Here is a 14,829-nt window from a genome sequence, read left to right as displayed (position 1 = left end):
CATTAATCGTTAAAAAGTAAGTTGTAATCCTAACGTATAGGTAGAAACCGGAGGATAATAAGAAGGTCTTCCATCTAATGTTTCAGGATCTAAACCTGATTCAACATCTGTAATGGTAAACACATTAGTTCCCCCAAAGTATAACCTAATCTTATCAACATTCATCCTCCCTATTACCGATTCAGGAAGTGAGTACCCGAGTTGCAGGTTCTTTAATCTCAGGTAAGAGGCATCTCTTAACCAAAAATCATTGAATAAATAATTATTTTTATTAGAAGCTGCTTCCAATCTTGGGAATGAGGCATCAGTATTGTCAGGTGTCCAACGATCCAATACACGTGTAGTGGTAAATATCTCATACGCAGGACCTTCATTTGGGGCACCATAGAGATAGTTATCGACTTGATAGGCTCCCTGGAAAAATAAATTTAAATCAAAACCTTTAAAAGAAGCTCCCAAATTCACTCCGTACTGATATTTAGGAATATTACTACCAATAATAGCCCTGTCATCGCTATTGATAACACCATCATCATTTAAGTCTACCAACTTAATATCACCCGGTTTTAAACTCGCATGATTAGGCTGAGTTGGATGGGTATCAATTTCCTCCTGAGACTGGAAAAGACCATCAGACTTATATCCATAAAAAGAATTAATAGCTTCACCTTCTTTAAGTATAAACCAATTATTAATTGAAGGTTCATTGCCACCAAAGTCCGTTAACGTATTGTTTATCTGAGAAATATTAAAACCTATGGAATAATTAAATGTATTAATGTTCCCGTTATAATTTATTGCGAATTCCCATCCCTCATTTCTAACACTACCAATATTCAATTCAGAGGGATCCAAACCTACCAATGGAGATATTGGCAAGGTTAGAAGCATATCATCAGTATCCTTAATGAACCAGTCAAAAACTATATCTATTTTGTTATTAAATAATCCAATATCTAATCCAAAATCTGTCATTTCAGTAGTTTCCCAGGTTATGTTTTCATTGGCATAATACCGCTGCGAAAAACCATCAACCTCATTATCGTTAAAGCTATAAGGGTAATTCGAATATATTGTTGAAGAAAAGCGGTATAATCCAATATTTTGATTTCCTAATTGCCCCCATGAACCTCTTAATTTCAAGTTATTGATCCATTCAATTGAATCTATAAAAGCTTCTTCTGATATTCTCCAACCAGCAGAAAAAGATGGAAACACGCCCCATTTATGACCATCCCCAAATCGTGAGGAGCCATCATAACGTATATTTCCCTCAAATAAATATTTATTTTTAAAGCTATAATTCACCCGTCCTAAATAGGAAAACAAAGACCAATCCTCGCTGTAACCTCCATTCTTTTCAGAAGTGACATCTCCTAAATTAAGCTCGGGGGTTTCTTCATTATAAATATTTTGTCGACTAGCCCAGATTCTGTTTCTCTTATTTTCAATAACATCAATACCCCCTAAAAAATTAAATTGGTGATTATCTAGATTGAGGTCGTAGTTAAGAATACTCTTAAAGTTCCATTGTCCCGATTCATCGCGTCCATCAACTAGCTGATTTGGTGTCCATCGATAAACAATTGAAGAAATATCATTAGGGTCTCTAAAATTATATGAAGCTCTGAAATTTTTATACCTGTAAGTTGATCGTAAATAAGAATAGTCTGTTTTTAGAGTAAGTCCTTCAATCAGATCAATGTCCAGGCCAAGATTCACACTAAAGTCCTCATTGAAACTCTGGTTCATTCCACTTTTTTCAAGAGCAGCCAAAGCATTGGTATTATCTTTATTCAGCCCATAGACCCCATTTGGATATTGCAAAACGGTTACAGGAGAAGTCCCTACAATAGCACCAATGGCATCCCCATATCTGTTGGGAGTTAAAGATTTTCTCTTATTGTAATAAATATCTGTACGTAACCTTGCATAATCTTTCAGCTTAAAGTCACCATTTAATCTACCGCCGGTCTTGGTACTCCTGGTGTTCTTCAACATCCCTTCCTGATCTAAGTAATTTGCAGACACCGCAATTTTTGTTCCCTCATTTCCTCCTCGAACAGCAAAAGAATGATTTTGAATGAAACCATCTTTATACAATTCTTCAAACAAATTAACATATGGATAATTTATAGGGTCAGTACCAGCAATTGTATTTTGTATGTATTCTTCAGAATACTTTTCGGGCCTTCCCGCATTAACCAATGCCTCATTGACTAAACGTAAATATTGCTCGGCAGTAACCGCTTCGGGTAAAGTTGCTGGGGTCTGAACACCTGCATAACCGTGGTAATCTACCTTATATTCTCCCTGAGCACCCCTCTTGGTTGTTATAAGAACTACTCCATTGGCAGCACGAGCTCCATATATTGAAGCTGAAGCAGCGTCTTTAAGAACCGAAATACTTTCTATATCATTCGTGTTAATTTGGGTTATGTCTGATTGAATTCCATCAATTAAGATCAACGGACTCGTATTTGCGCTTACAGAACTTAATCCCCGTATATTAAAAGACAATGACTCATTTCCCGGACTACCTCCTCTGTCAATAATAGTTAAACCCGGTACCACTCCTTGAAGAGCTTGTCTAACATCAGACATGGGTTTTTCAACAATCTCATCTCCTTTTACTGAAGTTACAGCACCAGTCAGATCAACCTTTTTCTGTGTTGCAAATCCAACAACTACAACTTCATCAAGACTTTCTACATTTTCCTTCAAGGTTACATCCAGTTGATTGCCATCAACCATAACCTCCTGTTTGGTAAATCCCATATATTGAAATACCAATATATTTCCTTTCCTGGCTTCTATTCCGTATTTACCATCAAAACCTGTAGAAACGCCAACAGTAGTCTTTTTAATCATTACAGATACTCCGGGAAGTGGTGTACCCGCCTCATCATAAACAGTCCCCTCCACCGTCATGGCCTGTTCTTTCGAAGATTGATTCTGCTTGGCAGTGATGGTAATATTCTTTCCTAAAATCTTAAAATTATAATTAGTATTCTTTTGCAAATATGCTATAACATCCTCTAAAGAGGCATCGGTAAACTTTAGATTTAAATTAGATTTTGTAGTTAGTTTAAAAGTACTGTCGTAAGCAAATTTGTATTCGCTCTGAGACTCAATTCTTTTAAGAATTTCTTCCCATTTAGGATTGTTCAGGGATAAAGAAATTTCTTGTGAAGAACATAATAATGTTGTCATAAAAAACAACACCACGAGTAGATTTCTCATAATAATTTGTTAATTTTGGTTAATTAAATAGCGGAGCCCGTTAAACAATATGCTTAACACTCCCGTTTTTAAATTTTACTAAAAAGGATTCTCAGTTTGGACGCTTGGTGAATCCTTTTTTTACTTCGATAGGGTAATTCTTTTCATGTCTTCATCTATTTCTGGTTTTAGTTTATAAATTGTACTTATTACTTCTATAATATTTTGAAGAGAATCATTTTTATTGATTCGGAGTGTAATGCTGTTATTAAGATATTCGGTGTCGATAACAATTTCATAACCAAAAATCTCTTTAACGTAGGTTATAAGTTCTTTTACACTAACATTTTCAAGGTCAAAATTGGATTCAAGAGGATTAAAAAAGTTGTTAAAGGGCTCTATACTTATTTTTTTATGCCCTCTATATTTCAATTGTTCACCTGGAGTTAATAACCAATCGTTCTTAACTCCTTCCACCGAAGCCTTAATACTACCCTCATAAAGCGCTATATCTACATTTTCTCTTCGATCCGATTTAATGTTAAATGAAGTTCCTAATACAGTAGTTAATGTTTTGTAACAGGCAACAGTAAATGGTAATGCTTCATTCCTTTGAACTTCAAAATATCCATCTCCCTCAAGTCTGACACTTCTTTTCTCATTAAAGTTTTGAGCATAATACAAAGTGGTTCCTTGGGCAATAGATACCATAGAGCTATCTGGTAGTATCACTTTTTTATAACCAATCCCTGGATTCTCAACAACCAAATAATCTATGCGGGTCTGGTGGTAAATAAAACTCCCAATGGCAATTGTCAGTGCAATTACTGCTGCGGCATAATATATAGCTCGCATCCTGATCACTTCACGTTTTTCCTTAATACCAACCCTCTTAGCAAATTGATGCCATGAAGCTTCTGCATCAGATGAATGAGACACCTCATGAGATTGGTTCCAAAGGTCTTCCAGTAAATCGTTGTACTTTTTTTTAGGCTCTTCCAATTTTCATTGCTATTTACATACATAACAATTGAAAAAAAGAAAGTTCCCAATCTATAAGGTAATTTTTTTAAGATTTTCTAAAATAAACTTATTTGCAAGGTAGATATGATTAGCTATGGTCTTTTTAGATAATTGAGTAATCTCTGCAATCTCTTCGTAGGTATATTGTTCTATTTTATGTAATGTAAAAACCTCTTTTCTTTTCTCTGGAAGCTGTTTAATCAATCGCGAAAGCTCTTTCTTTTTTTTATCCATTAATTCGGAATCCTGGTCATTTTCTTGATGTTCCATGCCAATAAGGTCCTCACCGACAAGAGAAATACTTCGTTTTTCCTTTTTAAGATGATTCAGAATAATGTTTCTACAGATAACATAGATTTGTTTATCCAGTAGTACATCTTCTTTAAGCTGCTCTTTACTTTTATATAATTTTATAAAAGTCTCCTGAACAAAGTCTTCCGGTGTTAAAAACTTAAAATTAAACCGCTTTCCTATTCCTTGTAATTTTGAATAATATTCCAAATAGAGTTGCTTAAAGGAATCCTCATCTCCATAACGAAGTAACCTTATGCGCAGCTTATTTGTTTCCATAGTATCCATCGTGGCAATATTATGAAAATTTTAAAATATTATTAATAAAATGGTTTTTTAATAGAAAATTAAATTTAAGAATGATAAATTAATAAGAAAAATAGCTACTACCAGTTAGAAGAAATTTTCAGGTATTAACACATGTATGACTGCAAGTATCAAAAGATCTACGAGCTATATAAATCTTTACTCCCTTTAGTACTGGCAAAAAAATAACCAGGACCTTTTAGTAAGCAACATATATAACTCACCAATAAAGACGATCCTGGTTACAAAAAACTAACTAAAAAACTATCGTTATATAATTATTGCTTTTTCGACGGAATTATCCAATAAGAATATGTATAAGTTTTAAATGGCAACCTGTATTTTTCCATAGGTAACCTACCCCAGCTATTTATACTACCTAGCCCCTGCTGATATCCATCTATGTGTACATAAACTTCTTTGCTCGGATTCGGTAATTCACCTGCGTGCTCCTGCTTTCTTTCCAAACCGGAATCAAGCACTTCTTTACTATAATTAAGCGCTGAAAAATAAAACTCTTTTGCGGCAGACATCTTGAGCTGTATACCATTAGCACCCTCAAAAACTACCCATCTCACTCCACTTTTGGTCCCATTTTCCTGTGGACGTATATAAGGGAAATATTGTTCATCAATACGCTGTTCATAAATGCCAACTTTTGCGGCATGCTGACGATCACTATAAGATTCAAACGGCCCCTTTCCATACCACTTTAATTCATTAAAATCCTCGGGTAAAACTAAAGAGTTTCCAAACCTGAATATATCAGAATGCTCACCCTTCATGGCCCGAAGTTCATTTTTCACTTCCATACTTCCATTTCCATGAATCGAAAAACTTTGAACTAGTTTAGCATCGCCATCAAAAACATTTTTTTCAAAATTAAGAACGACCTTGTCTTCTTCGGTTTTATCAATTGAATATTTCGCCTTTTGCGTAATCCACAAGTCTTTCCATTCTCGATACTTTTTTTGGAGTCCTGCTCCAAAATCATTATCCGTGGGAGCCCTCCAAAAATCAATCTGTGGACCTTCCTTTAAAACCAGATCTTCCTGATATAAAAATTTATCCAAAATACCTTTTTCTATATCAAAAACCATTTCGAAATCTTTTCCAGATACAATCAATTCATTCCCTCTTACTTCATAATCAATTTTTTGCTTAGAAATATTGGTAGGTTTGAATTCAAAAGGTTGTAATTGAAACTGTTCATAAGCTATTTCGAAACCTTTATTCAATAAAAGTTCATCTTTTTTAAGAAACACTCTCAGGTTTAAAAAATATTCTTGCCCGGGTTTTAAAACCGACTTGAAAGGAAGATCTAAAATCAATGTTTCTTGAGGTTGAACCTGAATATTATCTAATTTTCCCGTTTCTATTTTCGATCCATTCTCAAGCACCTCCCAAACTAATTCATAATTCCTGAGATCATCAAAGAAATACCAATTTTTCATTCGAACTTTCCCCTTTGCCAAATCATCCTCATAGAATTTGATATTCTGATGAATATGTTTTACCTCATATATATGAGGATTTAATTTCCGATCCGGCTGAACTAATCCATTGTTGAGGAAATTATTATCTGAAGGAGTTCCCTCAGGACCAAAATCCCCACCATAAGCATAAATTTCCTTTCCGTTTTTAACGGTTTTAATTCCTTGATCTACAAAATCCCAAATAAATCCACCCTGTAACTTATCATACTTCTCGTAAAGATCCCAATATTCTTTGAATCCACCCATACTGTTCCCCATTGCATGAGCATATTCACATTGTACTAAAGGTTTATCCCATTGGTCATCTTTCGCATACGCTTCAACCTCTTCCGGTGTTCTGTACATAGGAACAAACAAATCCGTATTCCATTCATGCCATGCCCTTTCATATTGCGTGGGACGGGTTTCATCTAACTTCTTAGCCAATAAGTACGATTCATAAAAATTATATCCATTACCCGCTTCGTTACCCAAAGACCATATTACTATCGATGGATGGTTTTTATCTCTTTCAATCATTCTGCTTACCCTGGCCTTATGAGCTTTAAGCCAATCAGGATTATTGGCAAGGGTACGAGTAAGATCATACCCCATGCCATGCGATTCTATATTGGCCTCATCAACAACATAGATACCATAGATATCACAAAGCTCATACCAATAAGGATCATTAGGATAATGTGCCGTCCGTACTGCATTAATATTATTTTCTTTGAAAATTTTAATATCTCTGAGCATATCTGCTCTGCTAACCACATGTCCCTTTATAGCATCATGCTCATGTCTGTTAACTCCTTTAAAAAGAATTGGTTTTCCATTTAATAAATACTGCCCATTTTTAACTTCAGAAGTTCTAAACCCTATGGCTCGTTTAACCACCTCTAATACACGCTCCTTTCTATCCTTTAAAAGGATAGTTAAATTATAGAGATTAGGAAATTCAGCCGACCAGCTTTGAATCTCCGGAAATTCTTTTGTGAAAGAAAAATTACCGGAACTATTCGGTTGGAGTATTACCTCTTTTGAACTCAAAAAGTGTGATATTCCATTACGCTCCAATTGAACTTCTATGCTACCTTTTACGCTACGATCCTGATCGTTATCTATGGTGATATCCAAATCTAATAAACCGTCCTCGTAATTATTTATTAGACCTGCCTTTGAGAAATAATCTTGAATGTATGTTTTAGGTCTGGCATATAAATAGACATCTCTTTCTATTCCGGAAATTCTCCAAAAATCCTGGCACTCCAAATAACTGCCATCACTCCATCGGTAAACTTCGAGAGCTATTGTATTTTCTCCTGGTCTCAGATATTTAGTAATATTAAATTCTGCAGGTAATTTAGATCCCTGACTATACCCAACTTTTTGTCCATTAATCCAAATATAGAATGCCGATTTAACAGCTCCCAAATGAATATAAACATGCTGTCGGTTCCAGTCATCCGGAATCCTAAATGTATGCCTGTAAGATCCCACCGGATTGTAGCCATCAGGAATATCTGGTGGCGAAAGTTTGCCTTTTTGAAATGGATATCTCGCATTTACATAAATAGGAACTCCAAACCCTTCCAATTCCCAATTCGAAGGAACGGCAATATCATCCCATCCATCTACAGCATAATCCTCTTTATAAAAATCTAATGGTCTTTCCTCAGGTGATTTACTCCAGTTAAATTTCCACGTTCCATTTAAAGAAAGAAAATTACCTGCTTTATCTATTTCAGCAGATTCAGCGGTTTGTATAGACTGATATGGAAAAAAACTAGCTCTTGGAGGAAGCTTATTTATTTCTATAATGTCCGGATTTTCAATAAAAGGATCTAAAGTCTGAGATCTTGAAAAATTTAATCCAGCTATAATCATGCAGCTGAGTAGACATCTTGTTATAACATTCATAATTAATTAATCTAAAATATTTTTTATTTTTTTACCGTATGCGCTAGCATATTCATACATCCCCAAATCATTTGGATGTGTCCCATCAACAAAACTATTGCCCCCTAATCCTATTTCTTCTCGACTTAACAAGTACAAATTTTTAATACCCTGGCTTTGTAATTCTTTAAATGTCGCAACCACTTCCCTGTTTAAGTTTTCATAAATAGTCTTCCTGCCGGTTTGCAAAATCGCGTCTGAATACCCTGCATGTTCGACAAGAAGAATTGGGGTCTCAACATGTTTACTCCGTATTTCTAAAACAGCCTTTTTTAAACGAATCCTGGCTTGTTTAGGATTTAAGCCTTGACCACTGGTGAAATTTGGCATACAATCAAAAATAAACATACTGGCATCAAACCGTTTGATATAATTTATTACAGGATCCTCCAGTCTTCCATTCCCTGAGAATCCTAAATTAATAATTGGCAAATCAATGGTTCTTTCCAAAATATTTGTCCAAGCCATTCCTGCTCTGGAAGCACATGCTCCCTGTGCAATTGAAGTGCCGTATATAATTATTGGATTTGTCGAAGACTTTTTAACAATAGCTTGAAATACTGCATTGGAATCAACCCCAACTTTTAACCATTTTATTTGATTGTACAAAGGCAGATACAATCGATACATTCTTTCTTCATCTGAAGATATACCCTTAAAATGATAACTAATAGTGTCCTTAAAAGAAAATTTCCCTCTTACCCATTGCCATGTATCACCAGATTTAGCATATAAATCTACTCCACTTACCCCGGTGGATGGCATATGAGGAAACGCAATCGGATTTTCAACCTGATAAGAAATTGAAACGGAAGATGTGTTTGTTTTAAATTTAATATACAAGCCCGAAGCTTGTTCAGACAACTTCCATAAAGGAGCTCTCAAATGACGCTCTAATGTATCTGGCAAACGCTTATAATAAGATATATTCGTATCATCCAGTTGTCCGAAAATTTTAAATTCACGCCCATCCTTCCAGGTATATCCTGCTTGTGAAAAAACTAAAGGCATCTGACCACAAAATGCCCCTACTACAACTAAGAATAAAAAAAACTTGCTTTTCATAGATCAATCCTGGTAATAATATCTTCTAAACGCCTCTATTGCGGCATAATCTGCTAATCCTAATTGGTGGTATTTACCAGCTGTTTCTTTATTTCTTTCTTCGGCTCTTACCCAGAATTCTCTCGAATCATCTCCCTGGAACATCACCCCATCTTTCTGAGACTGGTGATAGAATATTGCTCTTCGTTTTCTAAGTACCTGATCAGGACTCATTGGTACTGCCATATCGATCTCGTGCATTCCCCATTCGTGCCATGCTCCTCGGTACAACCATACCCAACAATCATCCATGAACGATTCCGATTTTAAAACTTTCAATGCTTCAAACAAGGAATCCAAACACACCTTATGCGTTCCGTGCGGATCTGCTAAATCGCCCGCTGCATATATTTGATGAGGCTTAATCTCTCTTATGATATTACACATGATGTCGATATCTTCCTGCCCCAATGGATTCTTCTTTATCGTTCCGGTTTCGTAGAATGGTAAGTTTAAAAAGTGCGCCTGACTATCCGGTATGCCTACAAATCGGGTTGCAGCAACAGACTCGCGTTGTCTTATCAATCCTTTAAGCGCTCTTACCTCCGGTGCATCTACTACATACTCCTCGTTCTTGTTTATGCTTGTTATAATCTTTTGATAAAGCTCATTATCACCATCCAGACTAGCCGCTACCTCTGCAAATTTCAAGGCTTCGTGATTCGATACCGCGATATTACCCGAGGTTTGATAGACCACATGCACCTCATGACCTTGTTCTACCAATCGGTCGAAAGTTCCTCCCATGGAGATCACATCATCATCCGGGTGTGGACTAAAGATAATCACACGTTTCTTCGCTGGCTCTGCACGCTCAGGTCTGTTGGTGTCATCTGCATTAGGCTTCCCTCCAGGCCATCCTGAAATGGTGTGCTGAAGTTCATTAAACATTTTTATATTCAAATCGTATGAAGATCCCTCTTTGGCAAGAAGTCCCTCCATTCCGTTATCATTATAATCTTTATCTGTAAGGCGTAAAATTGATTTTGAAACACGATCACACAACCAAAAAACAGCCTTCTTGGTTAATTCTTCTGTCCAATCACAAGGACCTACAAGCCATGGCGTCTTGATCCTGGTTAATTCTGAAGCCGCTTCATCGTTTAAGACAAAAGTAGCATTGTGATGTTGTTGAAGATACGTAGCCGGTACCGAAGAATCTATTTCATCCTCTATGGTCTGCTTTACGATATCTGCTTTGTTTTGACCCCAGGCCAATAAAACGATACGCTTGGCTTCCATTACCGTACGAACCCCCATAGTGATCGCCTTCTTAGGCACATTCTCTAATCCTAAAAATGAACTCGAGGCATCACTTCGCGTTAAGTGATCTAAAGTGATCAAACGCGTTCTGGAATTGTAATGTGATCCTGGCTCATTAAAACCGATATGACCCGTTCTACCAATACCTAACAATTGAAAATCCAAACCGCCATAACTCTTGATCTTTTCCTCATAAGCTACACAAAAATCCAATACATCATCAGCATCCAAATCTCCCTGTGGAATGTTTACATTCTCTGGTTTTATATCGACGTGATTGAATAAATATTCATGCATGAAGTAATGATAACTCTGTACATTCTGCTTGGTCATCGGATAATATTCATCCAAATTAAAGGTCACCACATTTTCAAAACTCAAACCTTCCTCTTTGTGAAGTCTCACTAACTCTTCATACACTTTAATTGGTGATGAACCCGTTGCTAAACCTAATACACATGGTGTGTTTTCTTCCTGCTTCTTTCTGATAAGTGCTGCGATCTCTGCAGCTACTATTGCGGAGGCTATATTTGAATCGTCAAAAACAACGTTGTGAATCTTTTCAAAACGCGTGTTCTCATAGATACCTGCCTCCTGGTAACTTATATCTTTTAGGTTCCTTAACTGTTCTTCAGCAATCATGATTACTTAATAATTAAATACATTTGATGGTTTCAATACTATATATGTATAACATAATGCAAATATATTGGTTTTTAATAGTTACACCCAAATTTTAACCATTATCAACTCATTTTATGAATACTACATGCTAATAATCCGATTTGTTATAATATTTAGGATGAAATCTTATTCCGGATCTTTTCCAAACATCATAATGCCCCTGATTTAATCTCTTAATAAAATCATTATAATTTTTGCGCTGATCTAGTGACCATAAATTTTCTGAAAATGCTGGTAATCTTGGTAAAAGCATATATTCCAGATGTTCTAGAGAAGATATAAACTCTGTCCATACGGCGAATTGACCCCCTTTAATTAGTCCCTTACCATTTTCATCCAATTGCTCAGGCCATATATTATATTCATAAACTCGCTGAAGTGTATTAATCGAATAAGAAGCCGCCAATGGTTCTTTCGCAGGATCATCCTGATAGCGATTAAAATAAAAAGGATTAGAAGGAGACATTATAACGTGGTGATTTTGTTTTGCCCCATTTATAGCTCCCTTTTCCCCTCTCCAACTCATAATTATGGCACTTTCAGGGGCACCTCCTTCTAAAATATCATCCCAGCCAATAACAGTTCTATTATTTTTTTCAAGGAATGAAGTAACCCGCTTCAAAAAATAACTTTGTAGTTCATTTTCATCTTTTAATCTTTCCGAATGCATCCGTTGTTGGCATTCATCGCAACGTTGCCAATATTGTTTATCCACTTCATCCCCACCAATATGAATATATCTTGATGGAAAAAGTTCCATTACTTCCGTTAATATATCCTCTATAAAAATAAAAGAAGACTCCTTACCCGGACAGTAATTAAAGTTAACTTTATCCGTATCTACTTTACCGTTCCATAATGTTGAATTTGGAGCAGGATGCCTATATCCTTCGCATGAATATTCAGGATAAGCTGTAAGCGCCGCTGCCGAATGACCCGGGAGATCTATTTCCGGAATAACCATAACCCCCCTTTGCCTTGCGTATTCAACCACCTCTCTTATTTGCTGTTGGGTATAAAACCCTCCATAAGGATAAGGCTCTATCGCTAATGGCTTGGTATATGAACTATCCTTTTTATAAAAAATGCTTCCCGGTATTTCATTTCTCCAGGCTCCTATAGTAGTTAATTTTGGATACTTTTTAATTTGAATTCGCCAACCTTCGTTATCAGTAAGATGCCAATGAAAAACGTTGAGCTTATAATACGCTATCAGATCCAAAACCCTTTTAATAGCTTCCACTGAATAAAAATGCCTGCTAACATCCAACATCATACCCCTCCAGTTAACGGCAGGCTTATCATATACCGTTAAGCCCGGAAGCTTTACAGGTATACTGGTATTATAAAAAGTAAAATATTGCAGGAAACTTTGTGTTGCATAAAAAAGTCCCTCATAGGAATTGGCCCTTAAATGAATTTTGGTTCTATCGATATAAAGCTGATACGATTCATCATTTTGTTCCCGAGCACTTTTTGTATTAATTTCTAAAATGATATTCTTTGGCTGCTTTTTCCCGGTATCCACTATAATCCCCGATTCCTTTTCAATTGATTTTTTAAGGTATGGAATCAAGAAACCCCGATCTGCTTTAGATAAATTTTTGTAGACCAGTCCAACCTTGGAATCAAACATGAAGCTTTCTGAATTCATATTCATAACCTCGGGATTTGGTATGATTTGACTTTGAAGACTTATACCACATAACAATAGAAAAAGCAACAATATGTTTCCTTTGAAATAAAAATTAAATCCAGATAGACTATATAAACAATTCTCCATAACGCTACTTTTTATAAGACTCTATATAAAAATCATCCAGTTTTTTAGAATCCTTATATTTTATTCTGGTTTCCTCAAGCTTTAATTTCATTTCACTCACAACATCCTGGTAGGCCTTGTCATAATAAACGTTATTCATTTCCTGAGGATCTTTTTTTAAATCGTAGAGCTCCCATTCATCTATATCATAGTAAAAATGAATCAGTTTATAATTCTTCGTAGCTATACCATAATGTCTTTTGACATTATGTTCTCCGGGATATTCATAATAATGATAATAAACAGCATCTCTATCCCACTCCTTTTTAGCACCTGTTAACAATGGCATTAAACTTTTTCCCTGCATATCTTTAGGTGCAACCACTCCGGCTACCTCTAAAAATGTTTGAGCAAAATCGAGATTCTGTACCATTTCATCCTCCGTAATTCCAGGTTTAATCCTATTCGGCCATTTAATTAACAGCGGTGTTTTAAACGATTCATTATACATTAAACGTTTATCAAACCAACCATGCTCTCCTAAATAAAACCCCTGATCCGAGGTGTAAACCACAAGGGTGTTTTTATCGAGTTCATGAGCCTCCAGATAATCAAGTAATTCGCCTACATTTTCATCCACTGCCTTAATGGTTCCTAAATAATCTTGCATATACCGCTGGTATTTCCATGCCATTAAACTGGAGTCATTCATCTTGGGATAGGCCTCCTTAAATGCTTCTATTATTGGTTCATAAGCCTCATCCCAGTTTCTTCGCTGTTGTTCATTCATTCTGGCATGAGGTGAATAATTCATATAAGGCTCTGAAATCCCAAGCTCCAATAAGGTTTCTTTATCTATTTTATTATCATATGCCAGGGTCATATGCTCCCTGATGTTCATTTCGGCTTGTTTAGCAGCCGTACTATAAGGGTTGAGATTTATTTCTGGGGTCGCATCGATAGTATTAATATCAGCTCCTGTAGGGTTTCTTTTATAATCATCATACAGTGTTTGTGGCAACGGAAATGATTTTTGCGTAAATTCTTTTAAATGTCTTTCGGCAGGCATCCAAGATCTATGAGGTGCCTTATGTAGGTACATTAAAAGAAAAGGTTGTTCTTTTTTTCTACGATTTTCTAACCAGTCGATAGTTAGGTCAGTAATAATATCCGTCACGTATCCTGTTATGGTGGTATCTCCTTTGTTGGTTATAAAGTCTGGATTGTAATAACTTCCTTGTCCGGGTAAAATTTTAAACTCATCAAAACCTTTAGGGTTATTTCCAAAATGAAGTTTACCAAACATGGCAGTTTGATAACCAGCCTTTTTCAACAATTGCGGAAAGGTAACATTGGTGGTGTCAAACTTGCTAATATTATCAATCTTACCATTAAGGTGACTATGTTTGCCCGTTAAAATAACTGCTCTGGAAGGAGCGCATATAGAATTAGTTACGCTGGCATTGGTAAATAACATTCCTTCTAACGCAATACGATCAATATTTGGGGTCTTGATCAGTTTATCACTATAAGCACTTATGGCTTGATAGGCGTGATCATCCGACATAATGAAAACAATGTTTGGCCTTTCATCTTTTTCTTCATGAGTTTTGCATGCCAACATTAAAAACCCTAAAACAACAACTAAATATTTCATAATATTAAAATTTAATAAAAATATCCCGTCTGAAGCCAGAGACTTCAAACGGGAAAAACTAACTAATCCTCAAACTTTAT

General features: G+C 35.8%; 8 protein-coding genes. All 8 read right to left on the bottom strand.

What is annotated here, in order from left to right:
* Positions 1-9: 9 nt before the first annotated feature.
* The 8 genes from P278_RS05000 to P278_RS04965 all read right to left on the bottom strand — a co-directional run bounded on the left by P278_RS05000 (position 10) and on the right by P278_RS04965 (position 14,749).
* On the bottom strand, positions 10-3,243 hold the full coding sequence (locus P278_RS05000; RefSeq protein WP_051413422.1) for a SusC/RagA family TonB-linked outer membrane protein: 3,234 nt from the start codon (positions 3,241-3,243) through the stop codon (positions 10-12).
* A gap of 120 nt (positions 3,244-3,363) precedes the next feature.
* The gene (locus P278_RS04995; RefSeq protein ID WP_038263298.1) at positions 3,364-4,224 is read right to left on the bottom strand and encodes a FecR family protein; all 861 of its coding nucleotides are present in this window, start codon (positions 4,222-4,224) and stop codon (positions 3,364-3,366) included.
* Positions 4,225-4,275: 51 nt separating this feature from the next.
* Positions 4,276-4,815: an RNA polymerase sigma factor gene (locus tag P278_RS04990; protein ID WP_038265237.1), complete on the bottom strand. Its 540-nt coding sequence runs from the start codon at positions 4,813-4,815 to the stop codon at positions 4,276-4,278.
* A gap of 305 nt (positions 4,816-5,120) precedes the next feature.
* The gene (locus tag P278_RS04985) at positions 5,121-8,207 is read right to left on the bottom strand and encodes a glycoside hydrolase family 2 TIM barrel-domain containing protein (RefSeq protein ID WP_038263295.1); all 3,087 of its coding nucleotides are present in this window, start codon (positions 8,205-8,207) and stop codon (positions 5,121-5,123) included.
* Positions 8,208-8,246: 39 nt separating this feature from the next.
* Positions 8,247-9,344 carry an SGNH/GDSL hydrolase family protein gene (locus P278_RS04980; RefSeq protein WP_038265234.1) on the bottom strand — a complete coding sequence of 366 codons (1,098 nt, stop codon included), beginning with the start codon at positions 9,342-9,344 and terminating at the stop codon, positions 8,247-8,249.
* Between the two features lie 3 nt (positions 9,345-9,347).
* Positions 9,348-11,288: a glucosamine-6-phosphate deaminase gene (nagB, locus tag P278_RS04975; protein ID WP_038263292.1), complete on the bottom strand. Its 1,941-nt coding sequence runs from the start codon at positions 11,286-11,288 to the stop codon at positions 9,348-9,350.
* A gap of 130 nt (positions 11,289-11,418) precedes the next feature.
* Positions 11,419-13,113: a beta-N-acetylhexosaminidase gene (locus P278_RS04970; protein ID WP_051413421.1), complete on the bottom strand. Its 1,695-nt coding sequence runs from the start codon at positions 13,111-13,113 to the stop codon at positions 11,419-11,421.
* A 4-nt stretch (positions 13,114-13,117) separates the two neighbouring features.
* Entirely contained in the window at positions 13,118-14,749 is a 1,632-nt protein-coding gene (locus tag P278_RS04965; protein ID WP_038263289.1) for a sulfatase family protein, read from the bottom strand.
* Positions 14,750-14,829 lie beyond the last annotated feature (80 nt).

The sequence above is a fragment of the Zhouia amylolytica AD3 genome (genome assembly GCF_000511935.2).
In the GTDB taxonomy this organism is placed as follows: Bacteria; Bacteroidota; Bacteroidia; order Flavobacteriales; family Flavobacteriaceae; genus Zhouia; species Zhouia amylolytica.
Note: the sequence above shows the minus strand (reverse complement) of the source record. Positions and strands in the feature narration are given on the sequence as shown.